General features: G+C 53.4%; 21 protein-coding genes. All 21 read right to left on the bottom strand.

All coding sequences use genetic code 11. From position 1 onward, the window contains the following. Positions 1-4,216, bottom strand: a 4,216-nt coding sequence (locus tag ACKQAD_RS16210) for a beta-propeller fold lactonase family protein (RefSeq protein WP_409161096.1), incomplete at its 3' end; no start/stop codon positions are given. Positions 4,217-4,274: 58 nt separating this feature from the next. After that, positions 4,275-5,894: a Tad domain-containing protein gene (locus tag ACKQAD_RS16205; RefSeq protein ID WP_409161095.1), complete on the bottom strand. Its 1,620-nt coding sequence runs from the start codon at positions 5,892-5,894 to the stop codon at positions 4,275-4,277. A 196-nt stretch (positions 5,895-6,090) separates the two neighbouring features. Then, positions 6,091-6,741 carry a TadE/TadG family type IV pilus assembly protein gene (locus ACKQAD_RS16200; RefSeq protein WP_409161094.1) on the bottom strand — a complete coding sequence of 217 codons (651 nt, stop codon included), beginning with the start codon at positions 6,739-6,741 and terminating at the stop codon, positions 6,091-6,093. Continuing rightward, positions 6,734-7,294 (bottom strand): hypothetical protein, encoded by a 561-nt coding sequence (locus ACKQAD_RS16195; RefSeq protein ID WP_409161093.1) that lies wholly within the window; start codon positions 7,292-7,294, stop codon positions 6,734-6,736. The genes ACKQAD_RS16200 and ACKQAD_RS16195 overlap by 8 nt, the downstream gene beginning before the upstream one ends. Further along, positions 7,294-8,145 (bottom strand): tetratricopeptide repeat protein, encoded by an 852-nt coding sequence (locus ACKQAD_RS16190; RefSeq protein ID WP_409161101.1) that lies wholly within the window; start codon positions 8,143-8,145, stop codon positions 7,294-7,296. The genes ACKQAD_RS16195 and ACKQAD_RS16190 overlap by 1 nt, the downstream gene beginning before the upstream one ends. 109 nt (positions 8,146-8,254) lie before the next feature. After that, on the bottom strand, positions 8,255-9,214 hold the full coding sequence (locus ACKQAD_RS16185; RefSeq protein ID WP_409161092.1) for a type II secretion system F family protein: 960 nt from the start codon (positions 9,212-9,214) through the stop codon (positions 8,255-8,257). Between the two features lie 14 nt (positions 9,215-9,228). Further along, positions 9,229-10,209: a type II secretion system F family protein gene (locus ACKQAD_RS16180; protein WP_409161091.1), complete on the bottom strand. Its 981-nt coding sequence runs from the start codon at positions 10,207-10,209 to the stop codon at positions 9,229-9,231. Positions 10,210-10,227: 18 nt separating this feature from the next. Further along, a complete protein-coding gene (locus ACKQAD_RS16175; RefSeq protein ID WP_409161090.1) occupies positions 10,228-11,631 on the bottom strand; it encodes a TadA family conjugal transfer-associated ATPase in 1,404 nt (467 codons plus the stop codon). 60 nt (positions 11,632-11,691) lie between these two features. Further along, positions 11,692-12,891, bottom strand: a complete 1,200-nt coding sequence (locus ACKQAD_RS16170) for a CpaE/TadZ family protein (protein ID WP_409161089.1) — start codon at positions 12,889-12,891, stop codon at positions 11,692-11,694. 14 nt (positions 12,892-12,905) lie between these two features. Next, a complete protein-coding gene (locus ACKQAD_RS16165; RefSeq protein ID WP_409161088.1) occupies positions 12,906-13,592 on the bottom strand; it encodes a CpaD family pilus assembly protein in 687 nt (228 codons plus the stop codon). A gap of 20 nt (positions 13,593-13,612) precedes the next feature. Beyond that, entirely contained in the window at positions 13,613-15,052 is a 1,440-nt protein-coding gene (locus ACKQAD_RS16160; protein ID WP_409161087.1) for a type II and III secretion system protein family protein, read from the bottom strand. Positions 15,053-15,132: 80 nt separating this feature from the next. Continuing rightward, complete coding sequence (gene cpaB, locus ACKQAD_RS16155) at positions 15,133-16,077, bottom strand: Flp pilus assembly protein CpaB (RefSeq protein ID WP_409161086.1); 945 nt, start codon at positions 16,075-16,077, stop codon at positions 15,133-15,135. 46 nt (positions 16,078-16,123) lie between these two features. Then, positions 16,124-16,675 (bottom strand): A24 family peptidase, encoded by a 552-nt coding sequence (locus ACKQAD_RS16150; protein WP_409161100.1) that lies wholly within the window; start codon positions 16,673-16,675, stop codon positions 16,124-16,126. A gap of 7 nt (positions 16,676-16,682) precedes the next feature. Further along, positions 16,683-16,904: a Flp family type IVb pilin gene (locus ACKQAD_RS16145; RefSeq protein WP_010295686.1), complete on the bottom strand. Its 222-nt coding sequence runs from the start codon at positions 16,902-16,904 to the stop codon at positions 16,683-16,685. A gap of 313 nt (positions 16,905-17,217) precedes the next feature. After that, on the bottom strand, positions 17,218-18,717 hold the full coding sequence (locus tag ACKQAD_RS16140; RefSeq protein ID WP_409161085.1) for a sensor histidine kinase: 1,500 nt from the start codon (positions 18,715-18,717) through the stop codon (positions 17,218-17,220). Then, positions 18,695-19,405, bottom strand: coding sequence for a response regulator transcription factor (locus ACKQAD_RS16135; RefSeq protein ID WP_409161084.1), 711 nt, complete (start codon positions 19,403-19,405; stop codon positions 18,695-18,697). Before ACKQAD_RS16135 ends, ACKQAD_RS16140 begins: the two co-directional genes overlap by 23 nt. Positions 19,406-19,771: 366 nt before the next feature. After that, positions 19,772-21,418 carry a Na+/H+ antiporter gene (locus ACKQAD_RS16130; protein ID WP_409161083.1) on the bottom strand — a complete coding sequence of 549 codons (1,647 nt, stop codon included), beginning with the start codon at positions 21,416-21,418 and terminating at the stop codon, positions 19,772-19,774. 255 nt (positions 21,419-21,673) lie between these two features. Further along, positions 21,674-23,029 carry an NCS2 family permease gene (locus ACKQAD_RS16125; RefSeq protein ID WP_409161082.1) on the bottom strand — a complete coding sequence of 452 codons (1,356 nt, stop codon included), beginning with the start codon at positions 23,027-23,029 and terminating at the stop codon, positions 21,674-21,676. A gap of 869 nt (positions 23,030-23,898) precedes the next feature. After that, positions 23,899-24,855, bottom strand: coding sequence for an allantoinase PuuE (puuE, locus tag ACKQAD_RS16120; protein WP_409161081.1), 957 nt, complete (start codon positions 24,853-24,855; stop codon positions 23,899-23,901). A gap of 11 nt (positions 24,856-24,866) precedes the next feature. Then, positions 24,867-25,604, bottom strand: a complete 738-nt coding sequence (locus ACKQAD_RS16115; protein ID WP_409161080.1) for an aspartate/glutamate racemase family protein — start codon at positions 25,602-25,604, stop codon at positions 24,867-24,869. Continuing rightward, positions 25,601-26,323, bottom strand: a complete 723-nt coding sequence (locus ACKQAD_RS16110; protein WP_409161079.1) for a GntR family transcriptional regulator — start codon at positions 26,321-26,323, stop codon at positions 25,601-25,603. The genes ACKQAD_RS16115 and ACKQAD_RS16110 overlap by 4 nt, the downstream gene beginning before the upstream one ends. Between the last annotated feature and the right edge of the window lie 99 nt (positions 26,324-26,422).

Here is a 26,422-nt window from a genome sequence, read left to right as displayed (position 1 = left end):
GCCCGGCGCTGTCGTTATACACCGGGGCACTAGTGTCCGGTTCCACATCGGGCGCGTCTGTCAGCAGCAACACCACCGTGGTATCGGATGATTTTCCCCCGGTGTCACGAACCTTGATAGTCAGGTCAACCCGTACTGGCGCTTCCGTGTTGGTATTAAGGTAAGTGACCTGCTGTAACACTTGATTGGCGGTAGCCTTATCCACATTGGCGCTAAACTCGATGGTCAGTGCACCATCCTGTGTCGAAAAAGTGGCAATGGTAGCCTTATCCTTCATGACCTTGCCATCTTCCAGACGCAACCCGGCTCCATTTTTAAAACCAAATTGGTCGTCTACCGACGCACCGTCAGCACGGTTTACTGTCAGCGTGATGCCTTTATAGTCCGTCTTTTGATCTGCATCGACATCAGCGAAACTTAGTCCTTCCGCGAAGGTCGCTGGGCCAGCAGTGGTGTAGGTGGCCTTAGGTAGGGCGGAAAGTATCGCTAACTCAGTACTACCGGAGCTGCGTCCGCTGTAAAGATTGAGCCCATCGGGGCTGACAGCAATGTGGTTGGTACGTGCTCCAGTATTTAACGCGCTGACATACGTTAAGGTACCAGTAAGGACATCTCGGCTGAATACCAGTACTGAGCCGCCACTCATCCCAACATAGAACGCGGTTCCATCTGACGAGAGTGCGAGCTCGCTTACCGAAATCGCATTACTGGGGGTGTAGCCGCGATTGTAGAGATCCAGCGTACCGACATAGGTCAAACTGCCGTCACTAGCATCACGCTTAAAAATAGAAACGGTGGCCTGCTGTCCAGAACCTACATAAACAAAGGAATCGTCAGACGAAATAGCAATATCTTGCAGATTGGCCAAATAACGATTATCGCTCGGGCGTGTTCCACTGTCTGGATCAGCGCTAATGCTGGCGTCGTTGATTGCGCCAACGTAGGTCAGAACGCCGGTTTGTGTATTGCGAGAAAGCACCGTGATCATACTGTTTCTGCTGTTGGCAATGTACACGGATTTGCCGTCGCCAGAGATCACTATGCCGCTTGGGATATTCATGCCGAGTGTTGCTGATCCACCTTGATACTCACCTAAATAGGTCAGAGCACCAGTATTCAAGTCGCGAGAGAATTGTGCCAACACCGATTTACCGGTACTGCCACCAACCGTCGTCAACCCATTGATAGTATAGAGTGATTTTCCATCGGCAGAAATCACGATTTCGGTAATCTGTGCGTCTAGCCCTGTGACATTCCCCACGCCTTGAGTTGCCACAATACCTGCGTAGGTGTACTGACCGGTGGCAGCATCATAGGTGAAGTGCACCAGTGAATAAACGGCAGCATTACCGCTGTGTCCGGCAACATACAGATCGTTACCATGCATCACCATGGTAGTGATACCGCTCAAGCCGTTGGCTTCAATGACAGTGGTATCGGGATTGTCACTTTCACCTTGAGTAAAAGTTTGCACCAGCGTTAATTCACCCGTCGCGCCGTTACGGCTGTATATACGCAAAGTGCTGGTACCGCCCGCATTAGCGCTATCGCTGCCACTAACTAGCAGGGTTTTGCCGTCGGAGGAAATTTCAATGTCGGTGACGTATTCCTTGTACCCACTCAGAGTGCCATTATTGTAGTAGAGCGTGGTATCAGGATCGGTGACGCTGTTTTGCCAGCCTGGAGCATTATTGATAGCCAGAACGATGGTAGCACTGATAGCAAGCTTCCCAGTGTCGTTACCTTCTCCCTCTACACCGCCATTATCGCGCAGGCTGGTCAGTGTGATGCTACGCTCGCCGGTGGTAGCCTGCGCGGTATCGTTAACATAGGCAATACCGTTGACCAATGTTTGTGCCGTAGCAGCATTCACCCCCGTTTCACTACTGATAAGTAGCGTGCCGCTGTTGTCGTTCAGAGTATAGGTGTACTGGTAGTTACCTGCAGTTCCGCTACTAGTTTTTGAGAGATCAATGCGGGTTCCGTCGATGATAATAAATTCATTGGTCGCATCCTGCACACCATCAATGCTTAGCGTCAATTCGATAATAGATTGACCTATTTCTCCCGTGCTGATGGCAGCATTACTGAATGGGTTTAGCACAGTACCATGAGTGTCATATATCTGGTTTTCAATGGCATTGGCTTCAAGCGTAGGTGCGGTATTATCGGTAATTAACACATCCAGCGTGACGGTCTGGCTGTCGGCTTTACCATCATTCGCATGCAGTGCCAGCTTGACCACGGTGCCATCCGTCACCGTGCCGTTATTGCGGTAGGTGAGTTGGTGCAGTGTGGCATTGGCATCGGCTTTACTGACCCCTGCCAGAAACGTGACGGTAAGTATCCCGGCGTTCTGGCTGAAGGTGGCAATTGCCGTATCACCGCTCATGATTGTCCCATCAATCAAGCGCAAGCCGTTGCCTTCAGCGACGCTAAACTGGTCGTCCGCTTGCGCACCTGCCGCACGGAGCAAGGTCAGCGTCATGCCACCGTAATCTCCGCGCCCCTCAGCCAGACGGTCATTGTTGGTATCAGAGAGCGTCAGCCCGTGTGCCAGCGTAATTTCCCCCCCGTTCAGCAACGTTTGAATGGAAGAATAACGGCTGACGCCGTTGCCGGATACCAGGATCGATTTACCATCAGTGGAAACAGCAATATCGCTGCCATTCGTGCTGCCAGCACTGCTGCCGGTCAACGTTAAACGGCCGCTCTCTGCCACAGCATAGACATTCACGGTCCCTGTAGTGGTCGCGGCATAAAGTTGAGTACCATCACTATTGAGGGTCAAGCTACCGATTTTATCGCTGACGACGGTGTTGATCAGTGTCAGCGTATTATCACTGCCTAACTGATAGATAGCGATATTGTCACTTGTCGGATCGCCCACGTACAGCAGTTTGCCATCTTTAGAAGTGGTCAGCGCATAATCGACAGCACTTTGCCCTTTCTTGGTAAGAATAATTCCGTCGAGTTGTTTCAATACCCCGGTAGCCGCATCACGTTGGTACACCTTTAATTCGTGAGGCGCGAGGGACGTACTGCCACTGTGAATCACATAAACATAGTCGCCAGCAGTGGCGATCATGCCATTACGGTGAGATTCCAGTGTTTGTATCCGTGTTAATGCCCCTTCAGTGTCGCGGTTGTAAACATACACTTCACGCCCATTATTACTGGTGGCATCCACGTAGACCTGTTTGCCGTCATCAGAAATCGCCAATCCACCGGTTGAGCCACCGCTTTTCAGCGCGATGGTGTCGACGTACGCCAACTCACCATTATTAACATTGACGCTCAGATGAATCAGGTTGCCGTTGCCCGCAACGGTATAAACGGACTTGCCATCGGCACTGACCACCAAGTGGTTGACCATGCCGAGATTATCGACCACCAAACGCTGCTGCTCGGTTAATCGACCCGTACTATCGACGGAAAAAACGGTAATCGTATTATTGGAACCTGCGGCATAAACATGGCTACCATCGGTGGAATAGGCGACCTCGGTGGAGCCTGCCAATGAGCCAGCGGTAAAAGCTTCCGCTTCCTGCAATGGGTTGCCGGACAGCTCCGGTGGCACGTTCACTTTGCTATCGACAGTCACAGTAGCGTGAATATCCAGCGTCGCCGTAGCATCTTGATCGCTAATACTTTTCAGCGTAACGGTTACATCGCCGCCCGCTACCGTGTCGTCAAGCGGTTTATAGGCAATGCTGTCGATTAGTTTGGCCACATCACCGGGCTGGTAAGCCTCTGATGAGGCAATGCTCAGGGTGATGGTGGTCAGGTCACCGTTGACGGTGACGTTGTAAGTGTAGCCACTGTTTTGGGTAGCTTCGGCAAGGGCTGTGGGTTGCAGAGTAATCTCACTACCGTCAACCACCAATGCTTGATTGGTTCCGGTACGATCGACGGTTATCACCAATTCTGTCAGCTCTTTACCGCTACTATCGCTACCCGTGTCGGTGGTCACACGAACGTCACTAAATAGATCCACTGCCGCGAAGCCCGTATCCCCGCTGTTAATGGTGATCTCACCGTGGGCGGGCGTAGCATCCACACCCGGTGCACTTTCGGTAGGGGCGATGACCTGAGCAGCAACGGCATCCGCCGTTGCAACGGCGGCAGCATCAAACATCATGCGCGGTTCCAATACCCACGCCTGACGCGGCGCGCGCGTTAAGCCTGAACCAGATTTTGAGCGGGAAAAAGTCATCGTGTCATGTCCTGTAATAAAAGGGGCAAAGCGCGTCATTCCTAGCTACATTGCGCGGTTATTCAACCAGCCGAACATAGCCGCCCTCGGTTTCGATCTGGCCAGCAATACGATCCAACCGTCTAATCAATTGATCTTCAACGCCCTCAGCGCCGAAGCCTGCACCATCAATAAAGCTCATACGTTTTTCACCTTCGGTACAAATCAGCAATCCCGGTGTCGCTTCGGCGTCAAACAGGTTGCGGCCAAAGTCTTCAGGATCGCCGGGGCGAATGCCGACAAAATAAAATTTGATGTTGCGCGCGCGGAAACTGGCGCAAAGATCGCGAAAACGCTGCTGTGCAAACTCGCGTGTGACATCCGATCCGGTACTGCCAGAAAACTGATTGCTCTTGAAGTTATAGCCATCAGTGTCGAACCAATTGCCGATGGTGTTCGCCATCATCACGATGACCTTTTGTCCGTCCCCGTTGCCGTCCAGATTGAAATCCAGCGGCAGCGTCGCATCGCCCCAACCGTCGGAACCACGCATATTGGGTGACAGTGCAGCCGCCGCCCAGCCCATAGCAATGGCGTAGTTAACGTTGAAACGAGCAGAGAACTGAGCGATCCGCTGGTTAAGTTTTTCTTCCTCATTAGTTAGTGGAAGCAGTGCTGCATTTGGGCACCCTCGGTCAGCCACCATCCAACGTGTGTCATTAACGCCTGTCGCCTGCCCAAAATCAGGATTTGGCCCCACCCACGAAATAGGTGGGGCTCCAGGACTGCCGTTCTGCGGTAGATCGTGACGATAATAGATGCCGAACTGCGCCACTGGCGGTTCATCCCAAAAGAAGTTTTCTTCTCGGCCCAGCCCGCGATACATACACAGCAAATTAGCGCGTCGGTCAGGGATGCGGCGGTCAGCCAAACTGGAATAACCGCTACGGAAAAGCGACGTTAATTCCACTGGGTTCAACGCGCCGGGCATAGACCAGCGACGAATACGGTTGGCATCTTCCGCATCATAGACATTCACCGACTGACTATATGGCACCAGAGACAGCCATAGGTTGTCGCGCTTACCGTCCGCACTGCTCAGCATGCGTTCGACAAACGAGCGACTAACGCTTTTCAGCGAGCGAATATCCCCTTCGCTCATATCCCCCGTCACTGGCATGACAAAGGCAATTTCGGTCGGACGGTTGACGATCTCTGATGTCGAGTACACTTCCTGCTTCCTTGCCCCGAGGCTCAGCAGGCTAGGCTTGGTTTCAAAAGCGACAGTAACGGTATAGGTTTTACGCGTAGCACTGTTTTGCCCTTCCATGACGGACACGTCCCCCGCCACCAGCTTTTCACTCAGCGCCTTATTCATCCCCAGATTATTTTTGACGTACTCATACGCCAGCGTCGTGATGTCTTCCTGGCTGTACTCTTCACCATTAATGATCGCCTGATGTCCGACAGCCAGCGCGGCAGCATCCGTCGCGCGTTTGATTTGCGTCGCATCGCCGGTTGCCGTGGAGGTATCGACAATAAAAGCCGCCGTCACCAATAACGCCATTGCGCCCAGCACATAAAACCCTGTACCTGCCCCTTTTTCCTGATGAATAAAGGCGGACAGGCGTTCACGCCAGAACAGAGCGATTCCGCTATCGTCTTTTTTTACTCTTCTGTTCTGTAAGATTTTTTTCATCCTTTCCTATCCTGTATTCCTGCATTCAGCGCGTACTCAGCCCGCCCATAAAACGGGAAAATAAAAACGACATGGCTCACACGTTATTTGTCTTAATCGTTTCGTTATTCCGGCAATGAGACTTTCACTGCCGTTTGCGGTCTATTGCCGCTTCTCTTTAGGCCTATAAAGCCCGTATTTATCGTAAGAGCCAAAACTACTGCTCTTCTTCTTCCAGACCGGCCTCTTTTCGGAGTACCTCATCCAGCTCCACCACGTTGATAGCGACCCGATTGACTGACGAGGCGTGCAGCAGGCCCCCCAGAGACAGCCCACCCAGCAGGCTCACATCCTTCCCCTGACGGCAAATCTCAACCACCATCATGGAGGTATTTTTACTGCCCTCTTCGCGGTCTCTTTCCGGCAGTTCGGGAAGATATTCTCCACCCGGCAGTGTTTCACTTTCCGCACACAGCGCTTCTGCCGTGCCCCTGCTCAGTTGCCAGTACAATTCACCGGTCTGGCGCACGTTGCTGATTAACAACTGGTAGTTTCCTGCGCCCTCCGTTGGCAACACCGCATCAAGCAGCCCTTGTAAGCCTTGTTCATCGAGCTTCTGCTGCATCGCCAGTATCGACGCGATGGCACCCGCACGTTGTTCCATGCGCGTGCGTTCCAGCCCGACGGTGTAGATATCTGCACACAGCGACCCAATCGCCAGCACGATTGGAAACGCCAGCGCGGTTTCTACCGCAGTAGAAGCGCGGCGGGAAAACCAAAAGCGGTAGAGCCCGTGCAGGAAATGGCGGGGTTTCAACACATAACCCGTTTTTAATAAACGACTGGTTTTCAGTAAAAAATCAGTCATGGCGCAGTTCCGTCCCAAACACATGTTTGTACTGGTAGCGGAAGGTGTCTCCCAGCGTTAATACTTCCGGCAATGGCGTGATAAACGCCTTTTTAATCTGCACCGTCACGGACCACACTGGCAGCGTCGTCGTTTCTTCGCCATTGGGATTGTCCTGACTACCATTTCCATTGGTCAACCCACCCAACTGGCCCAAATTGTCGAAGTGCAATACGCTGACGGTGACATCATCTTCCTTGAGGTAGCCGTACCCCGCTTCAACCATACGTGCCTTTAGGCGGATCCCCATCTGTTCCGCACTGTCCGACGCAAGGTTATCGAGGCGGAAAGCCTGCACGGCTTTATCCAGCGCGGCGCTGCCAGCGGCAATCACCAGCCCGATGCGCGCCAGTTCAAACAGCATCATCACCCCGACCAGCACGACCGGTACCAGAAACGCCACTTCCGTGGCAATCACGCCGTGCGTGCTGCGCCAGTGGCGTTCGTGGCGTGGCACGATGCCTTGCCCTCTTCCTCTATCACGCCACGGGCCGAGATTAGGAAGCCACGCCATTACTCAGGAGCGCTCAATTGCAGGCGCTGACGACTGGATAACAGCAGCGCTTCACCACGGGATTTATCCTGCTGCACCTGCTGTAAACGCTGGTTCAACTCGTCGATCAGGCCATCAATACGTTGCGATTGTGCAATGGTCGCCAGCGCCGCACGCGCATCAGTGTCTCTGCCCTCGGAGAGGTAAGCCAGCGCCAGATTCAGGCGGCCGGTTGCGTTGCTTTCATCCACCGAGCGCAGCAGAGAAATGGCTTTGTCTGCGTTACCGCTTGCCAGCCAGGAGAGCGCCAGATTATTGAGTGCAGCCACATCGGCGGGGTTCACCTGCAACGCTTTTTCAAACAGTTGGCGTGCCTCGGCGTGTTTTCCTGATGCATCCATTACCACGCCCATGCCATTCAGGGCACCAGCATCGGTCGGTTGTGCTTTTAGCGCACAGGAAAAGTCGGTCTGTGCCATCGCATTACGTCCTAATGCCAGCTGCGCGCGCCCCATGCCCAGACATACCGCCAGTGCTTCTTCCGGCGTCATTTTGTTGGTATCGCCGCCCAACGCCTGACGTGCTCGTCCGTACAGCTCCAGCGTTTGCTGGGGCGAGCGAACCAGAGCGGCCACGCTGGCATACTCCAGCATCTCAGCGCCTTTCAATGCATCACGGCTATCCAGACGCGCATACACCTCCGTTGCTGCCTCAATACGCCCCTGATCGCGCAGCAAGCGCGCCAGACGCAGCCCCTCATCCTTACTGCCTTTAATCGCCATCGAGCTGCCGCATCCCACCAGCACGGTACTGACGATGAGCAGTGCCAGCATGGGCGCGCCGCGCTTAAGTTTTGCTACCAGATCGACCATTTTCACGCACTCCATCGGTTGTAACGCTTGTGATTTCCGGTGCATACCGGGAATCAATGTTTTTAAAAACACTACGTTGGAAATAAAAACTATATTCTGGAAATAAAAACTACTGCGCCAACAGACGAACCACCCGCACCAATGCAGGCGATGCCATAATGGCGATAATCGGCGGCAGAATCAGCGCCATCAGCGGCACGCTCAACTGCGCAGGGAGCTTGCCCGCCTTCTCTTCCAGACTCAGAATCAGCGTCTTACGGCTTTCATCCGCAATCGTACGCAGTGCCTGAGACAGCGGCGTACCGTAGCGCTCTGCCTGAATCAGCGTCGCCACCATGCTTTCAATCTCACTGACGCGGGTGCGCTCCGCCAGATGCTTCATCGCCAGCGTACGATCTGACAGGATCTGTAATTCTGCGGCGGTGTAGTGCAGTTCGTCCGCCATTTCTGGTGAAGACAGCCCCAGTTCCTTCGATACCACCTGCAATACGCGCCCAATCGGCAGGCCGGCTTCGGCGCAGACCACCATCAAATCCAGCGCATCCGGTACCGCACGCGCCAGCTTTTCACCCCGGCTTGCCGCACGCCACTTCAGCCACCACTCCGGCACCATGGTACCGACAAAAAAACCAATCAGCCCTGCCGCAACGCCTGTCAGCCCCGCACGGTCAGCGGGCGGTAACCAGCCCCACACCAGCGCGATGGCGAGCAGCGCGCCGGCGGCAAATTTTCCCATCACCAACCAGCCAACCGCTTCGTTGCGGCGGATCCCAGCCAGATCCAGCAGGCGGCGCAGATTACGGCGATCGCGTTCCGATCCCGACAGTCGCTCGCCCTGTGTAGCCAGCGGCTGCAACAGCCTTTCCAGCAGGGGAGATAATGTCGTTCCCTGGCCTCTCAGGATGTTTTCCTGAGAGGCTGCCTCTATAGAGGCCGTGGGCAAATGCCCGCGCATGCGAATTTCCAGTTGCTTGTATTGCTGCGTTTTATGCTGCATACGTGCCAGGTAAATTCCCGCCACCATCAACACGAGCGCCAGTAGTAATAAAGGGTCGTCAAATATCGTCATGAATGGCTCTCCCTTTACCCTATCCGTTTCACCATAAGGTGCGTGATTAACATGCCGACCGAGACGCTACACAAGGCGTAAATCAGTACCATCGTGCCTACCGGATCGGAGAACAAGAAGCTGAAATCCTCCGGTGATTTCATATACAGATAGGCCAGACAGCCGGGAAACAACGCGGCGACAATCTTTGCGGATGCCCGCGCCTCGGACGTTTTGGATTGCACTTTGAGTTGCAACTCACGACGTTCACGCAGCGTGGCGGACAGACGCTCCAACGTTTCGCCCAGTCGTCCACCGGCTTCCTGATTGATGATCAGAATCACCACGAAAAAGCGGTACTCGGACATCGGCACCCGCGTAGCCGAGGCCTGAATCACCTGGCGCAACGGAATACCAAGCCGCAGCCAGTGATCGATCGTCTTGAATTCATTCGCCAGCGGCCCGGTCAGATGCTCAGCGACAATCGCAAATGTATTCGCAACCGGCACACCGGCCCGACAACTGCGGGTAATGGCATCAATCGCTTCCGGCAGGCTCTCGCGCAGCGCTTTCAGATGTTTTTGCAGCGTCGAACGGAACAGCAGCAGGCCGATGCTGATAAACAGCAGCAGCGTAAATACCAGCCCCATCGTGAACGGCAGCAGGGTACGCTGTCCCAGAATCATGCCGAGTATCAGGCAGACCGCCGCCAGCGCCAGAGAACGTCGAAGCAGATTCTTTTTCCAGCCGATGAACGCCATCTGCGCCCAGAGGATCGCCAACCAGCGCCCAATGACAGGAATGCCCATCAGCGGCGTTTTGATCTCGTCCCGCAGAATGGAATCAGGCGCCACCACCGCAGCCGACGGGCTAACCTCGTTTAAAATCTGCTGCCAGCGTTGTTCGCGCTGCGTGCGCTGCTGCCGCGATTTTCTCCAGGCGTTGACCGCCAGAAGCATCATCAACACGCTGCAAAACACCAGCAGCGTAATCAGGTTCAGACGTGCGTCACTCATCGGCGTCTCCTTCGTCCGTCACGGTGCATCAAACAGGTGCGATTTATCGCTGTAGAACTGCGGCCGCTGGATGTGCTGCACATATTCCCCCGTCAACAAACCCTGTCCGTCCATCCCCTGAATGTTGAAGCTGAACAGATCCTGAAGCTGGATGACTTCGTTCTCCATGCCGCACACTTCGGTGATGGAGACCACGCGACGCATACCGTCGCGCATACGTTCGATCTGCACGATCAAGTGCACCGCGCTGGCGATCTGACGGCGGATCGCCATCAGTGGCAGTTGCATGTTCGCCATCATCACCATGTTTTCCAGACGCTGTATCGCGTCACGCGAGGTATTGGCGTGCACCGTACACAGCGACCCGTCGTGGCCCGTGTTCATCGCCTGCAACATGTCAAAACTCTCACCGCCGCGCACCTCCCCCAGAATGATACGGTCGGGGCGCATACGCAGGGCGTTACGCATCAGATCGCGCTGATCGACGCGGCCAGTGCCTTCGGCGCTGACAGGACGGGTTTCCAACCTCACCACATGTTCCTGCTGCAATTGCAGCTCGGCGGCATCTTCAATAGTAATGATGCGATCGGTACTGCCGATCTTCTGCGACAGCGCATTCAGTAAGGTGGTTTTCCCCGCGCCTGTTCCGCCGGAGACAATCACGTTAACGCGCGCCTGCATCGCTTTGTTCAGGACATCCGCCATCGCGTAGGACATGCAACGACGCTCTGCCAGCATTTCCAGCGACAGGTTGCGGCGCATAAATTTACGGATCGAGATCGTGGTGCCGTCAATCGCCAGCGGATAGGTGATGACATTCACGCGGCTACCGTCCGGCAGACGCGCATCCACCATCGGACTGGCTTCGTCGATACGGCGCCCTACTGCGGCAGCAATACGCTGCGCGGTGTTAAACACATGCTCTTCATCAATGAAGGTAATCGGCGACAGTTCCAGTTTGCCAAAACGCTCGACAAACACCTGACCGGCACCGTTGACCAGAATATCGTTGACCGTGTCATCCGACAGCAGCGGCTGGATCGGCCCGATCCCGGTCATTTCATCCAGCATTTCGGTGGCGATGGCTTCCTCTTCCTGCCGGGAAAGCTGCAAACGCTGCTCATCACAGATGCGACGGATCACCGTTTCGATCTGCACCAGCAGCTTGTCGCGCCCCATCATTGCCGCTTTACCCGCGTCGATCTGATCGTAAAGCTGTGCGCGGATAATGCGGCGCTGGCTGGTCCGGTTATCCGTCTGGCGGGCAGCCGGAGCGGTGCCCGAAGACGCATTCGCCGCAGGCTGTGTGCGGTTCTCCGCAGTCGGGCGCGTTTTCAGTTCTGCCACGTTGGCAGCAGGCGCTGGCTGAGGCGTATTTTTCCCTGCTTCATTTTTTTGCAGGTTATTCTTGCGAATTAACATAATCCTGAACCCCAAAAAACAGTCCGTAACCCTTTAAAAAACGGCAAGCGCTGAACATCATCAGGCACGTTTTAACCAACGCGAGAACCAGCGTTTTTCCACCGGTCTGGCGCGCACGCCGCAGGCCAGATCGACCAGTTGGCGCAATCCCTGCTGGAAAGCAGGTGCCGCAGACAGATTCAATGCGCCGAGCGTCAGGCTCTGTGCCAACGCATGCCCCGCATTCGGCAGCACGACATCAATCTTCCGGCCAGTAAACTGTTCGAACTGATCGCGACTGAGCGGCGCGGCTGTGGCAAAACGGCTTTGGTTATGCACCATCAACAGGCGTTGCCCTTCGCTTTCGTCGCCGATCTCATTCAGCACGCGCCGTACATTACGGGCATCCTGAAGCGTCAATTCCGTCACGATGATGCGCAGATCCGCGTAAGTCAGCACGTCCAGCGCCCCGGTCGGGTAGCTGCTGGGCAGATCCCAGATCACCTGATTGAACATGCGACACAGCGCGCCACCGAGGTTCAGTACGTTATCCACCTCAACCGGGCTCAACTCGCCCAGCTCTGGCTTCTGCGCCAGCAGGTGCAGACGGGTATCCACGCGCAACATGGCGCGTTGCAGCAGTCGGGTATCCAGCTCCTGTGTCCCCAACACCGCCGCCAGACCCGCGTCATCGGTTTGCCCTTGCAGCAGCAGTTGGTCACCGTTACGGCGGTCAAAATCCACCAGCGCCACAGGTAAATGACGTTCACCAGACAGCAGGCGGCTAAGCCCCATCGCCACGGTACTTGCCCCACTGCCGCCGCTGGCACCAACGACCGCAATCGTCCTGCCCATACGGGCATATTCCGGCCCAGCCTGTTGGCCTTCACACTTCGCCAACGTTGCCGCCAGCAGATCCAGCGTGAATGGCTTCACCAGATAGTCCACCACGCCAGCCTGAAGTAACGCACGGTACAAACCGACATCCTGCTCTTTGCCGATAGCAATCACCTGGCTGGTGGGGCCGCAAACGCTCAGCAGCTCTTCCAGCGCGGGAAGCGGCCAGTGCTCTGCCTCCAGATCTACCAGTAAAATACGTGGCGGGACGTTCAGTTCGCACCATTGACGAGCGGCAGTAATACCACCGGACATCACCGGAACATCAGGCTGTTTCAGGCGGGTGAAGAGATCGCTGATATCGGACACATCGCGTGCATCATTGGCAAACGCCACCAGCGGTAGCGCCAGTTCTTCACCATCGTTAGGGGTAATTTCACTCATGGAATGTCACGCCCTTAATCTTCTTCAAAGTTAATGTCGATGAGCTCTTTCACTTCACCTGAGTGATAGCGTTCGATGCTATTGACCGCCGCGACGCCATCCGCATCGTCCAGCGCTTTCGCCTGAATCAGATCGCGTGGTTCAGCCACCATCATCGCCAGATTGTTTTGCGTGGCGCAGCCGAGAGAACCAATCGCCTCATAGGGCTTCACCATCAGTTGATTCGGATCATTGATCGTGCAACGGGTCGTTTTAACAACCAGCGCCTCGGAGATTACTTCCAGATCGCCGTTCTGACCGCTCGCGGTAGAGCGGCGCATCTGTTTCACCTTCTGTGGATTAGCGCCAGCATTTTTCAGCACGGTCGCCAGTCGCCCTGCCATCTGCTCGCCGCTCGCGCTGTGCGGGATCAGCGTTAGCGTCTGTGCAGATAACCGCCCCTGATCCTTCAACATGATATTGAGCTGCTTCAGAGACTCGGGCAGGAACCCCCGCCCGTTAGGCGCGGCCAATAACAGCACGGACACCGATGAAGGCTGGACGGCAATGGGTTGAAGCCCTGGCTGGTCAAAGCGCTGCATACGTACATCGTTAACCGACTTATTCCATCCGCATCCTGCCAGCAGAAAAACAGCGGTAAGCATCGCTGCGCGCAGGTGCAGCGGGCGTAACGGAGGCTGATTGTTGTTAATCGTGGTCATATTCATTGCCCCTCGTGGACTTAGTAGAGATAGCCGACAGATGCAGAACGCGGCATGGAGGCATCCAGCATTTTCACACCTTTCCCCGGCGTCTGAAGATCGCCAGCATTCACGGGTTCAACCACATAAGCGGTCGCGATAATCACCAGTTCCGTTTCTTCCTGACTGGTAGCTTCACTTTCAAACAGGCGACCAAACATCGGGACGCTACTTAACCCCGGCACGCCGTTTATCGTCTGGCTACCCGCACTGCGCAGCATCCCTGCCAGCGCAAAGCTCTGTCCGCTAGCCAGCTCTACCGTGGTATCCGCACGACGTACCGTTAAGGCGGGAATACGCGATCCCCCTTCCAACTGTACGGAACCTACATCCGTGAGTTCACTGACTTCCGGCGCAATGTGCAGGCTGATGCGGTTGGCAGACAGCAGCGTCGGCGTCATACGCAGAATCACGCCGTAGGATTTGTAATCGATGTTGACGTTATTGTTGGTGATCACCACGACCGGCACTTCACCGCCCGCCGCAAACGCCGCGGTTTCCCCGGACATCGCCGTCAGATTAGGTTCAGCCAATACCGTTGCCATGCCTTGTTCGTTCATGGCGGTTAACAATCCGCTCAGTCTGGAGCGTCCAAAGCTCAGAAATCCCGCATCCGTTGGGTTAGAAAACCTTCCGGTCGTGGCATTAAACAGATTCAGACGCGATCCGCTGCCCGCACTCATGCTCCCGCTGCCGGTGCTCAATGAAGCCGCCCAGTTGAAGCCCAGTTCGCTGGTCAACTTGCGAGATACTTCCACCACGCGCACCTGAATATTGATTTGTGAAGGCGTTTTAATTTTGAGCTGGTTGATCACCTTGCCGGACGATTCGCTGGAGCCTGGCAATTTGCCTCCACCGTCTCCACCGCCGCCCTGACCACCGCTTGAGGACGCGCTGATGTAAGCCTGCACGCTGTCGATGACACGTTTGGCATCCTGCGGGGTATCGACGCTGCCGCGTACAATCACGCCGCTGGGAATCGACGCTTCCAGTTGGATATCTGCACCGGGGAATTCACGCTTCATGCGTTCACCCAGCGCTTTCAAATCGTGCTCAGATACCAGACGAATGGCGTTGATGACATTACCGTTTTCATCCATCGCATAGAGCGTAGTGGTGCCGACGCTTTTGGCATAGACAAACAGGTTACCCGGTGAAGGCAGTTCAAAACTGGCGATATTCGGATCGGCCACCAGCACGCTGTCCGGCAGCGCGTCGAGTTGCAACAACCGTCCCTGATGCACGGTCAAGTGCACCACGTTGGTTTCAGCCACTTCAGATACCCCGGCAGCCAGCGTGGTCGCAGGCAACATCATCGTCGTCAGTGTGACAGGCAATACCGCATTAAACAGGCCTGCGGCCAGCAATCGTTTGCACGTACCCCGAAAGTCCGATTTCAAAAACAGCGAAAACATCGTCATTTACTTAATTTCCGTAATGGGCTTCATTTTTCCATGAGCAACTCGCGGCTCCCCGCAGGCTGTCAGATTGCGTACTCGTCTTATCGGGAGGGGAATGTCGCCACGTCTTTTTGCTCACCGCGATAGATTTTCACTTTGCGTTCACCGGATCCTGCTGATAGCACCCCGTAGATATCGGTCGCGCGCGGAACCGTGGTCACATGGGGTCGCCCTGTCGCTGGATCGACCGCATCATCCAAATCAGCACTGCGTAGCGCCAAATGCAGAATGCCCAGTTCTTTGGCAACGGCTAGTTCTTCGGCCTGCTGCGGCGTCACTTCCAGCGTAACGGTTTGATAGGTGGCAGGACGAGAACGCACGGCGGGCTCACGGCTTTTGGCTGTGGCATCAAGCATCGCGCCATCCTCCATCGCATCCAAACGTGGATATACCGGCGTACCGGCTCTGTCATTCAGCGCCAATACGCGTAAATCGCGAGCGATTGTTTGTGACGCCAACAGCGGCATCACGACAGGCTGGTTACGGCTTGCGGGTAACTCAGACTGATCGTCTCGCCTCATGCTGAGGATCACATCAACACGATCGCCTGCCGACACTAGCCCAGCATTGCTCGCGATAGCGCTTGTAGGGACGGAGATAGCCCGCATCCCTTTACGCAGCACGGCGGCGACAAAGCCCGGCTCATTCGGCTTAACCAATACATTGCTGGTCAGTGGAACACCTTCCGCTACGGTTTCACGCAGTGTTGCGCCCAGCAGCAGAGACTGGCTGTCTTTACCACGAATAAAATTGAATGTGCGGGAAACGGGTTCTTCCGACACCTGCCAACGCAATGAGGCAGGATCAATGAAATCACCAGGATGAAGATCTTTCGCAGCCACTAGAACGGCGAGCGGTTCCGGCGCTTTAGCGACCACCGGAGGCGGCGCAGGGGGTTCAGAAGAGAGCTGGCTACGCACCACCAGCGCAACAATGCCTGCCAGAACGAGCGCGCCTGACAGTACGTATGTAGAGTTCACTTTCATTTCAACTTGCCTACCCTAGCGTGTGTGTCTTAAAGCTGCGACAGAATTAAAACAAGGGAAAAATCAGGACATACATCGCACCGAACGCAATGGCGACGCCGTAAGGTATGCCTTGAGAAAGATCGGCGGGCAACGCGGGTGGCATAGGCAACCGACTCTTGAATATCCGGTTGGTGGTGTGAACGCCCATCGCCACCGCTGTGGGGACAGTATTCAGCAGCGGCAGGCTAAGCGCCAAAACACCGCCAGCCAGCGCCGTCACCATGACGAAAACAATCTGGTGCCCGTGCCCAACCCACAGGCACAGCACACTCATCAGCTTCACATCCCCGGCACCTAATCTTCCGGTGAGGAAAAGCAAAAATCCCACAACCAATACTCCCGCCGCGCCAGGCAGCGCCCAAAGCGTTTTCCGTAGCGCCAACATATCCACCGCACCGGATTGCAGGACGTGTGAAGCACTGAAGAACAGCCAGCCCAGCAATAAAATCAGTACCGCCCGATTGGTAATTTTGCGTACTAACAGGTCGGTACTGATACACCACAGTAGACAGCCCATCAGCAGCGCCGTCTGCAGCCAATGCGCGTAATCCGCCATCGCCCGCTTATTTCGCTGCGCCAGATGTACCGCCGCTGGTACCCGTGCCGGTAATCTGATCGGCGATTTGGGTGAATTTTTCATTCAGCGCTTTTACGAAGATACCGTCGCCACCGAAAATAGCGCCAATTGCTGCCGCCATTGCCGCCGCAAGAATGCCATATTCGATTGCCGTTACACCGCTCTCGTCACGCAGGAAAGAACGCAGTTTTGCTTTCATATTTTTCATGGGAAGACTCTCTAATTCGCAGCCAAAGAAATCATGGCCTACTCGGGAATTCGGGGGTGCCATGATGATAATAAAATTAATAATGAGACTTATTATCAAACGCCGCAAGCAGCAGAACATTAATATTCGTTAATCTTTTCATACAAAAAATTATCAATAAAAAATCAGTAATTAACACGATTTACATTGCAGAAAAAATTAATAAATATTCATGTTTTTTGCAGGGATATTCATAAAAATTGAGAGAGGTGTATCATGACAATTCGGAGATAAATCGCTCGCTACACGTCTGTTCATCGTAAGAAAAAACGCATTAACAGCGATTAAGACACAGATAGACGTTCAAACCCGGCTCAGAGGAGTCCAGATAGAGCTTGCCGCCGTGCAGATCAGTAATCGCCTGAACCAAAGACAGCCCAAGCCCATAACCGGACTGAAACCAGGTATCCAGACGCTGAAAACGCTGTAGCGCCTTGGCATGAAGCGCGGGCGGAATACCCGGACCACGGTCAGCAACGCTCAGAGCGATCCAGCCGCGATACAGCGTCACACTCAAGGTGATGTATTTCCCCTGCGCCGCGTATTTCAGCGCATTCTCTACCAGATTGGCCAGCGCCTGAAACAGTAGCGCCCGGTCACCAAAGAGCTGGATGCCGGCGTTGATTTCAATCTTCAGGTGACAGCCGCGTTCTTCCGCCAGCGGCTGATAATATTCGGCAATTTCTTCCAGCAGTTGGCGCGCCTCAATGCTCTCAAACTGGTGTACGCAGCGTCCGCTTTCGATTTCACCGATGCGCATTACGGTACGGAACAGTCCGAGAATTTTGTGCACCTCTTCCACCGCCAGATTCAACTCACCCCGAATGTCGTTATCCAGCCCTGCTCGCTCCGTCAGGTTGAACAGGCGGTTTTGCAGATGCGTCAGCGGCGTACGCAACTCATGTGCGATATGGCTTGATGTGTTGCGCACCTGCTCCATCAGGCGCTCAATCCGCTCCAGATTCTGGTTAATGTCGGCGCTCAGGCTGTCAAAATCATCGTCATAAGACGACAGTGGCATACGCACCTGCTGCTCGCCGCTGCTGTAGCGATGCAGCGCCGCACGGATTTTCTCCACGCTGCGTAAACTGCGTAAGCTGAAATGGCGGCTGACGAACAGGCAGAAAAGCAGCACGATAAACAGCCCCGCCCCCGCCACCAACGGAATGGTCCTCACCCGTTCTAACATGGGCCGAATATTATAGGCGGTAAACAGCACGCCCCCGTCATCCAGCATGACGGACAAACCGATCAGATTGGGGTCGTCTGGACTGGAAATTTCGGCCTTAAGACAACTGACATCCATCCGGCAATCGGTGTGCTGCCGCATTTCCAGAGGGTGAATATTGAGAGGAAGTGCCTTTAGAGAATACGTTCTTAGAGGGTGATTGTGATACAGGATATCACCGTCTTTATTCATCACCAGAAACAGCGGTAATTCATCCCCTTTCGCCCGATTATCCTGACGAAATTGCGCGATCAGGCTATCGGCATTGGTTAAACGCGACTGCATCGAGTAATCGTAAATATTACCCAGAATAACTTCACGGACATGCGTTCTAATCAAGGTTTCGCTGAGTGAACTGAAGCCGACAATACACATCAGCATCATCAATAAAAACAGAAAAACAATGGTTATTGCCTGACGAAAATTAGAGGTGCATAAAAAGCCGGGATATTGGCTTGCCCCCAGTAATTGCCAGTGTTTTATTTTTACCTGCCAGCGCTGCCCTAGCTTCTTTATTTTTATTTTATTCAGCCTGGCTGCCAACATCGGTTTTGTCCTTATCTACCGCGCCCAATGCGTAGCCCATTGCTCTCAGCGTTTTAATTAAGGGACGCGGGAAGCCTTTATCAATTTTCGCTCGCAGCTTTGACATATGAACATCGATAAGGTTGGTCTGCGGATCAAAATTGTAGCCCCATACTCGCTCTAACAGCATTGTGCGTGTAATCGCCTGACCGGGGTTTTCCATCAATATAATCAGCAACTTGATTTCTTTATCGGTGAGATCGATACGCTTGCCGCCGCGCCATGCGACGCGCTGCATACGGTCAAGTTGCAGATCTTCGAAAGTCAGCATGGAAGGATTATCTGCATGGCGTTTACCACGCCGCGCCATAATATCCAGACGTAACCTAAGCTCATTAAAATTAAAAGGCTTGCCGAGATAATCTTCTGCGCCGAGCTCTAAGCCCATGACCCGATCGACATCACGATCCAGCGCCGAAAGCAGCATAATAGGTGGATGACGCGAACCTTGTAATTCACGTAATACCGTGAATCCATCCATGATGGGTAACATTCTATCCAATAGAACGACATCATAAACTTCATCCTTGATCGCTTTTAATGCGTGTGCGCCATCGTGCACCATTCGGCAAGAATGGCCGTGGGAATGTAATTTAGACCCCAGCCAATGGCACAGCACAGAATCATCATCAACCACTAATACACGCATAATTTTCCCCTATAAACGTGGCTTATTACCTAATTAATTCAGGGTTAATGTCCGTTTATTTTTTATCAGGTCCTTCAAACAGCCATTCTCCCCACAGGGTTCTAATACCGTGCAGGCCGTTTTTACTTCTGGTTTTTTTTACATCTACCCGTTTATTTATGACTTTTCGACATCTAAGAAAAGTCTTACGGATAATAACAATCATTATCATTTAGTGGCAAGCAGTTTACAATCGCCTGACGATGTTTTTAGAGCAGACGCATAAGAAACATCCCCATCGCTTACGCCATGGGGATGTGAGAAAGAAAAAAGAAGAGAAAGAAGAGAAAGAAATCAACGCGGTAACGGGAATCACCTCACCGCGCCTTACTCATTTTCGATCAAGAGCGCTTCCATCAGATCGAGGTCGCGTAGCATTTTTTGCAACGTCTCATTGCTGATCTGCTGTGTGGCACGCAAGTGATACAGCTCTGCACGTTCGGAATTTAGCGCGGTCAGACGAAAACGTCTCTCCAGATTCTCAATCAGCAGACCGTTTTCAGGATCATCTTTATCAATTAACCGCCGACGCAGATTACCAATGACGCGTGCGCTGACTTCTTTCAGCACCTGCTCATCAATGTTTTCCTCCCGATCGGCCGCCAGACGCTCCTCCATTTTGTGCATACTTTTAATCGCGACTTCTGCCACAGCCATACGCGCCATGCGGATTTCTTTAGCGTGCACCGCTTTGTCCGCTACCACCACACCGCGCAGCAGAAATGGCAAGGCCAGCACCCCACACAGCAGAGAGAACAAAATAACGCCCGTGGCGATAAATACCAGTTGATAGCGTGACGGGAACGCGGTGCCATCGGTCAGCAGCAGCGGAATAGACAGCACACCCGCCAGCGTAATCGCCCCTCGCACGCCGGCAAAGGATGCGATCCACAGCTCACGCGTGGAAAATTCGGCAAAGATCATCGGGCGCTTTTTCTGAATATGCATGCTGTATCTTTTCATCACCCACAGCCAGCAGAAACGCAGCAACAGCAGAGCGCCATAGATGATCACAATATCGGTAAACAACATCCAGGTTTCAACCGTCGGGTCCAGCTCTGCCTGCGTCACCGAGGTTTCCAGAATATCCGGCAATTGCAGGCCCAACATGATGAACACCATGCCGTTAAACACGAATTCCAGCATCGACCACACGCCGTTCGCACGCAACCGCATCGCAAGTGGCGCGCTACGGATGACGCCCGATTGGCCGATAGTCATCCCCGCCGCCACCGCGGCCAGAATGCCTGATACTCCGATATGTTCCGCAATCAGATACGACGCGAAAGGCAACAGCAGCAACAGCACGATCTGCGTTGCGGCATCATCGCCACTCCAGCGACTGATAACGCGCAGCGATTTACCAAATATCCAGGTCACGCCAACGCCCGCCAACAGCCCGCCCAGCGCGACCTGCATGAACTCCAGCGTCGCACCGGAAACCGTAAACACCATCGTGCCCATCGCAATGGCGACAGCAAATTTTAACGACACCAAGCCGGACGCATCGTTCATCAACGCTTCGCCTTGCAAAATGCCCATCAGTTTTTTCGGAATACGATCTTCACCCACGATGCCAGACAAGGCGACGGCATCCGTTGGCGACAGCACGGCAGCCAGTGCGAAGGCAGCAATCAGCGGCATGCCCGGCACCATCCAATAGATGAAATAGCCGATGCCCACCACGGTGATCAGTACCAGAACCAACGCCAGACCAATAATTTCCCGACCGCGTTTCAGGAACTCACGCATAGGCGTTTTCCAGCCATCAGCAAACAGCAGCGGCGGAATGAAGAGCACCATAAACAGCTCAGGATTGAAATCAACGTGCAAACCGAACTGGGGCCAGGCAAGAATGGCACCAAGCGCAATTTGCATTAAAGGCAGGGGAATTTGAAAAGGTAAAATACGGGTAACCACCCCGGACAGGGAGACCACCAGGGTCAAAATAAGAATCGTAAAAAATATTTCCATGCTTTCCTTAGAGGTACTCCTGAATCAAAAAATTCTGCCTGTTAGCAAGTAAACACCCCTTCCATATTTAACGTATTTAGTTCGGTATGAAAATGGATTTCTGGCCAAAATCGAGATTAATAACAAGATTGATTATCACACAAGTAACATCAACCCAAAGCTAATAAAAGGGCACATAACATCGCGTTTGGCGTGGAAAATGATTGAAGGAATGACAGACCTTCTGGACAGTGCCAGAAGGTCTGTTGGAAGGGATTACAGCGCCCAACCGCCAGCGTAGAACACCACCAGCGCGACAGCGATAATGACGGTGCCAATGTTCAGCTTACGCCATTCACCAGCACAGATACGACCTAAGACCAACGCGCCAAAGCCCAGCATGATACCGGTCACGATGTTACAAGTCAGAACGATGAATACGGCACAGACCAGACCGGACATCGCGTCCACGAAGTCGTCAAAGTTCAGTTTGGAGACGTTACCCAACATCAGCAGGCCAACGTACATCAGCGCAGGGGCGGTGGCATAGCTAGGCACCAGATACGCTAATGGGGACACAAACAGCAGCAGCAGGAACAACACGCCCACTACCGTTGCCGTTAGGCCCGTTTTACCACCGGCGGCCGTACCGGCCGCCGATTCAATGTAGACCGCTGCGGGGGACGTCCCGACCAGACTGGAGAAAATGCTGCTCACGGAGTCTGCGGTCAGCGCTTTACCACCGTTAATGATTTGCCCGTCTTTATCGAGCAGGTTCGCCTGGCCGGCTACAGCACGGATAGTACCGGTGGCATCAAACACGGCAGTCATCACCAGCGCCAGCACGCTCGGCAGGACCATCGGCTGCAATGCACCCATGATATCCAGACTGAAGATCAGCGACGAACCGTCAGCCGCCGTCAAGCTCGGCAACGCAAAGAAGCCAGCGTATTTTACATTCGGGTCAAAAATCAGTCCCAGAATAGAGATCGCGATGATAACCAGCAGAATACCGCCCGGTACGCGACGCTTCTCTAAACCGATGGTCGCCGCCAGACCCAACAGAGACATAATGACGGGGAAAGAGGTGAAATCACCCAGCGCGACCGGCAGGCCATCAATCGGGTTTTTTACCACCAGACCCACACCGTTAGCGGCAATAATCAGCAGGAACAGGCCAATACCAATCCCCGTTCCGTGCGCCACGCCCATCGGCAAGTTACGTAAGATCCAGGAGCGGATGCCTGTGACGGAAATGATGGTAAACAGCACGCCCATCAGGAAGATCGCCCCCAGAGCCACAGGGATACTGATTTGTTGCCCCAGCACCAGACTGAACGCGGTGAAGGCCGTCAGTGAAATCGCACAGCCAATCGCCATCGGCAGATTAGCCCACAATCCCATCAGCAGCGACCCCAACCCGGCAACCAGACAGGTTGCAACAAACACGGCCGCAGGCGGGAAGCCGGCCTTGCCCAGCATACTCGGCACCACAATCACCGAGTAAACCATCGCCAGAAATGTCGTCAGGCCAGCTAACACTTCCTGACGAACATTACTGCCACGCTGTGTAATTTTGAAAAAAGCATCAAGCGTGCCCTGCGAGCCTGCCTGACGAGTGGTGTTTGACATGGTGGTATCCCCTGAAATGCCATTATTATTTACGATCAATTTGACCGGTTCCCGCGGCCTTGCTCCGCAAGCGCACCAACATCACTGGCGCATCATGAACCGCATGGCTCCGCACGCAAACGATTAACTCGCTGAATGCAAAACCGGAAAACGTTGTCTTATCAAGACATCGATGTATAGAAACGTTGCTATATCAAGACACTGCTGTATCAAAACAGGCTGTATTAAAACAAGCTGTATTAAAACAAGCTGGATAAAACGGTGTCTGGCAATGTGAAACGCGTGATTATCCCGCTTCCCCCGTGCTTATTTCAACTGCTAATCGAGACAATTTACCTATCTCACTTAATCTGCCCGACAAGGCAGTGCTCGGCCAGTACAGGTAGTGTTCAAGCAGGCAACTCGCTGAAAATGCATCAGTATGAAGAAAAAGCAGAAAAGGTTTTTATACGTAAATCAAAACAGCAGTTTATTCATTACGAACTGATCGTTTATTTTTTGTGATTAACATCACAAAAAAGTTGACCACCCATATCAGTGCGAGTATTCTTAAAAACGTGAACAGCATCACAGAAAACAAATCAACTAACAACGAGGAAATGACCATGAAACTGCTGAACAAAATCATCGCTATGTTTGAAAACATCAACATCAGCTTTGGTACTTTCAACCAATAATTATTTAAGAATCGTGGGGATAAAAAAGATGCGCGTTGTCCGCAAAATCAATCAAATATTAAAAGCGTTGGGCAAAACCTATCGCGGTGTTAACCCCCACGCTATCTTCCGTTAATCGTACTCAGTACGTTAACCACCTAAAATGGCTGCCATCCGGCGGCCATTTTTGTTTCAGGTATACGCAATGCGTCATCACGCGACATACGGGTGATGCTGGCGCCAGTGCTCCGCAATATCCTGACGCCGACAAATCCATACGCGATCGTGCTGCTGAATGTAATCAAGAAAACGCTGTAACGCACGGAAACGCCCAGGCCTCCCGAGTAAGCGACAGTGCATACCGATCGATAACATTTTAGGTGCCGTTTCCCCTTCTTCATAGAGCACATCGAAACTGTCTTTCAGATAACTAAAAAACTGTTCACCGCTGTTAAAGCCCTGCGGTGAGGCAAAACGCATGTCATTCGCATCAAGGGTATACGGGACAATGAGATGCGGGTGCACATCGCCATTACTTTTTTTCACTGGCATCCAAAACGGAAGATCGTCACCATAATAGTCGCTGTCATACCAGAAATTGCCTTGTTCGACGACCAACTGACGAGTATGAGGACTATCCCGACCGGTATACCAGCCCAGTGGAGACTTACCGAATAGTGCTGTAAGCACGTCGATCGCTTTATTCATGTGTTCACGTTCTGTATCGATATCCACGTTTTGATAATGAATCCAACGCCAGCCGTGGCTCACCACATCATAGTCCGCCGATTTTATCGCCTCGACAATCGCCGGATTACGTGCCAGCGCCATCGCGACACCAAATACCGTCAGCGGCAAACCGCGCCGTTGGAACTCCTGATGGATACGCCAAAATCCTGTGCGCGAACCATATTCATACAGTGAGTCCATTGACATATGACGATCGGGATAACTCGCCGCCCCAATAATATCGGACAGAAATTGTTCCGACCCCGCATCGCCATGGAGCACATTATTTTCCGCACCTTCTTCATAATTCAGCACAAACTGCACCGCGATTCTGGCGTTTCCTGGCCAGTTAGCGTGCGGTGGCTTTCCGGCATAACCAATGAGATCGCGTGGATAATCGCCATCGGTAATCTCTATCAGTGCGGCAGATTCTTTTTCCATTGTCTTATTCCTTAACGCAAAGAGCTAAACATGCCGCTCAACGGTTTGACGATAGGATAATCCAGATCGCCGTGCTTACTGGTCGTCAGCCCCAATGCTGACAACGACTCAATCAGCTTGACGGCAGCGCTAACGCCATCAATGACCGGTATAGCCAGTTCTTGAGTCAGCTCTTGCGCCAGATCGGCCATGCCGCCGCAGCCAAGCACAATCGCCCCTACGCCATCCTGACGCAGAGATTGTATACAATATTCACGTACTTTCTTTTGCGCGACACTGTTATCCTGTTCCAGCGCCAGAACAGACAAATCGATCGCATGCAGTGCGGCACAGTGATGCTCAAAACCATAACGTTGTAATAAATGACGCGCGATAATCACGGTGCGCGGCAGAGTAGTGACAATGGAGAAGCGCGTTGCGACCAGCGTTGCCATATGCATCGCCGCCTCTGCAATCCCAATCACCGGCTTGCTGGCCACTTCACGAGCTGCGAGCAAACCGGGATCGCCAAAGCAGGCAATAATATGCCCGTCTACGCCTTGCGCTTTTCCCAGCCTGACCTGCTCCAATACGCCAACCGCCGCTATCGCTTCATCAAAGTGCCCTTCAATAGAAGGCACCCCCTGAGAAGGCGACACCGCAATAATCTCCGTTCCAGGGGCAGCAACAGCCCGCGCCGCCATCCCGATCGTTTCCGTCATGGCGAGGCTAGTGTTGGGATTAATCACCTGAATCAACAGCGGTTTCATGCGAGCTTCTCCTTAAAATGACCAAACAGGCGGCCAAAGTCAGGCTCGGCATTTTCATCCCGGTCAAAACGCAGGCTGGCGACAATATCATCGAAATGTCGCGTCATTGCCTCAGACAACGCCAGCACATCGTGATCCCGCAGTCGTGCGAGGAGATCGTGATGATCGTGACATCGGCATCCTTGCTGCCATGGCGAGCCATAAGCGGCAATAACCAGCGATGAACGTAACGTGAGCTGCGAAACAATCCCGGTTAATACCGTGTTGCCGGAAATCGCCTGTAGCTGAATATGGAAAGCCGCAGACAAACGGATCGCTTCTGCACCGTTTTGATCGGCGTGCGCCCGCTGCTCCGCAAGGATCAGCTTATTCAATGCAGCCAGATGAGGAGAGCGACAGTGAGAAACCACCTCGGGGAGATTGGCGCATTCGATAAAACGGCGCGTTTGAAAAATTTCCCGCGCTTCCTCCACCGAAGGCGTCGATACCTGCGCACCACGCTTGGGCGTTAACGTGACCATTTGCACCACCGCGAGACGCTGCAAGACCTTTCGGATCCCCGTTCTGCTCACATCAAACACTTCGGCCAGCGCTTCTTCTGGCAATTTTGTTCCCGGCAACAGCTGATGTTCCACAATGGCATTGAGCAACGCCTGATAAATAACATCATCTTTTTGCTGGGAGAATGGCTCGTTTTCAAGTCCGTACGTGTAGTTCATCTCATCTTCTCGTTGTCACCGCCCCTTCAAATCGTACACACCAAAGATCATTTGTGTATACAAAAAAATGAATTTTGGCCTGATTCATGCAATGTCGTT

The organism is Pectobacterium artocarpous (assembly GCF_046159765.1).
Taxonomy (GTDB): Bacteria; Pseudomonadota; Gammaproteobacteria; order Enterobacterales; family Enterobacteriaceae; genus Pectobacterium.
This window is presented reverse-complemented; position numbering and strand designations above follow the sequence as displayed.

Coding starts and splice junctions, on each gene's coding strand:
- ACKQAD_RS16205 (WP_409161095.1), bottom strand. CDS start 5,894: ATGAAAAAAATCTTACAGAACAGAAGAGTAAAAAAAGACGATAGCGGA.
- ACKQAD_RS16200 (WP_409161094.1), bottom strand. CDS start 6,741: ATGACTGATTTTTTACTGAAAACCAGTCGTTTATTAAAAACGGGTTAT.
- ACKQAD_RS16195 (WP_409161093.1), bottom strand. CDS start 7,294: ATGGCGTGGCTTCCTAATCTCGGCCCGTGGCGTGATAGAGGAAGAGGG.
- ACKQAD_RS16190 (WP_409161101.1), bottom strand. CDS start 8,145: ATGGTCGATCTGGTAGCAAAACTTAAGCGCGGCGCGCCCATGCTGGCA.
- ACKQAD_RS16185 (WP_409161092.1), bottom strand. CDS start 9,214: ATGACGATATTTGACGACCCTTTATTACTACTGGCGCTCGTGTTGATG.
- ACKQAD_RS16180 (WP_409161091.1), bottom strand. CDS start 10,209: ATGAGTGACGCACGTCTGAACCTGATTACGCTGCTGGTGTTTTGCAGC.
- ACKQAD_RS16175 (WP_409161090.1), bottom strand. CDS start 11,631: ATGTTAATTCGCAAGAATAACCTGCAAAAAAATGAAGCAGGGAAAAAT.
- ACKQAD_RS16170 (WP_409161089.1), bottom strand. CDS start 12,891: ATGAGTGAAATTACCCCTAACGATGGTGAAGAACTGGCGCTACCGCTG.
- ACKQAD_RS16165 (WP_409161088.1), bottom strand. CDS start 13,592: ATGACCACGATTAACAACAATCAGCCTCCGTTACGCCCGCTGCACCTG.
- ACKQAD_RS16160 (WP_409161087.1), bottom strand. CDS start 15,052: ATGACGATGTTTTCGCTGTTTTTGAAATCGGACTTTCGGGGTACGTGC.
- cpaB (WP_409161086.1), bottom strand. CDS start 16,077: ATGAAAGTGAACTCTACATACGTACTGTCAGGCGCGCTCGTTCTGGCA.
- ACKQAD_RS16150 (WP_409161100.1), bottom strand. CDS start 16,675: ATGGCGGATTACGCGCATTGGCTGCAGACGGCGCTGCTGATGGGCTGT.
- ACKQAD_RS16145 (WP_010295686.1), bottom strand. CDS start 16,904: ATGAAAAATATGAAAGCAAAACTGCGTTCTTTCCTGCGTGACGAGAGC.
- ACKQAD_RS16140 (WP_409161085.1), bottom strand. CDS start 18,717: ATGTTGGCAGCCAGGCTGAATAAAATAAAAATAAAGAAGCTAGGGCAG.
- ACKQAD_RS16135 (WP_409161084.1), bottom strand. CDS start 19,405: ATGCGTGTATTAGTGGTTGATGATGATTCTGTGCTGTGCCATTGGCTG.
- ACKQAD_RS16130 (WP_409161083.1), bottom strand. CDS start 21,418: ATGGAAATATTTTTTACGATTCTTATTTTGACCCTGGTGGTCTCCCTG.
- ACKQAD_RS16125 (WP_409161082.1), bottom strand. CDS start 23,029: ATGTCAAACACCACTCGTCAGGCAGGCTCGCAGGGCACGCTTGATGCT.
- puuE (WP_409161081.1), bottom strand. CDS start 24,855: ATGGAAAAAGAATCTGCCGCACTGATAGAGATTACCGATGGCGATTAT.
- ACKQAD_RS16115 (WP_409161080.1), bottom strand. CDS start 25,604: ATGAAACCGCTGTTGATTCAGGTGATTAATCCCAACACTAGCCTCGCC.
- ACKQAD_RS16110 (WP_409161079.1), bottom strand. CDS start 26,323: ATGAACTACACGTACGGACTTGAAAACGAGCCATTCTCCCAGCAAAAA.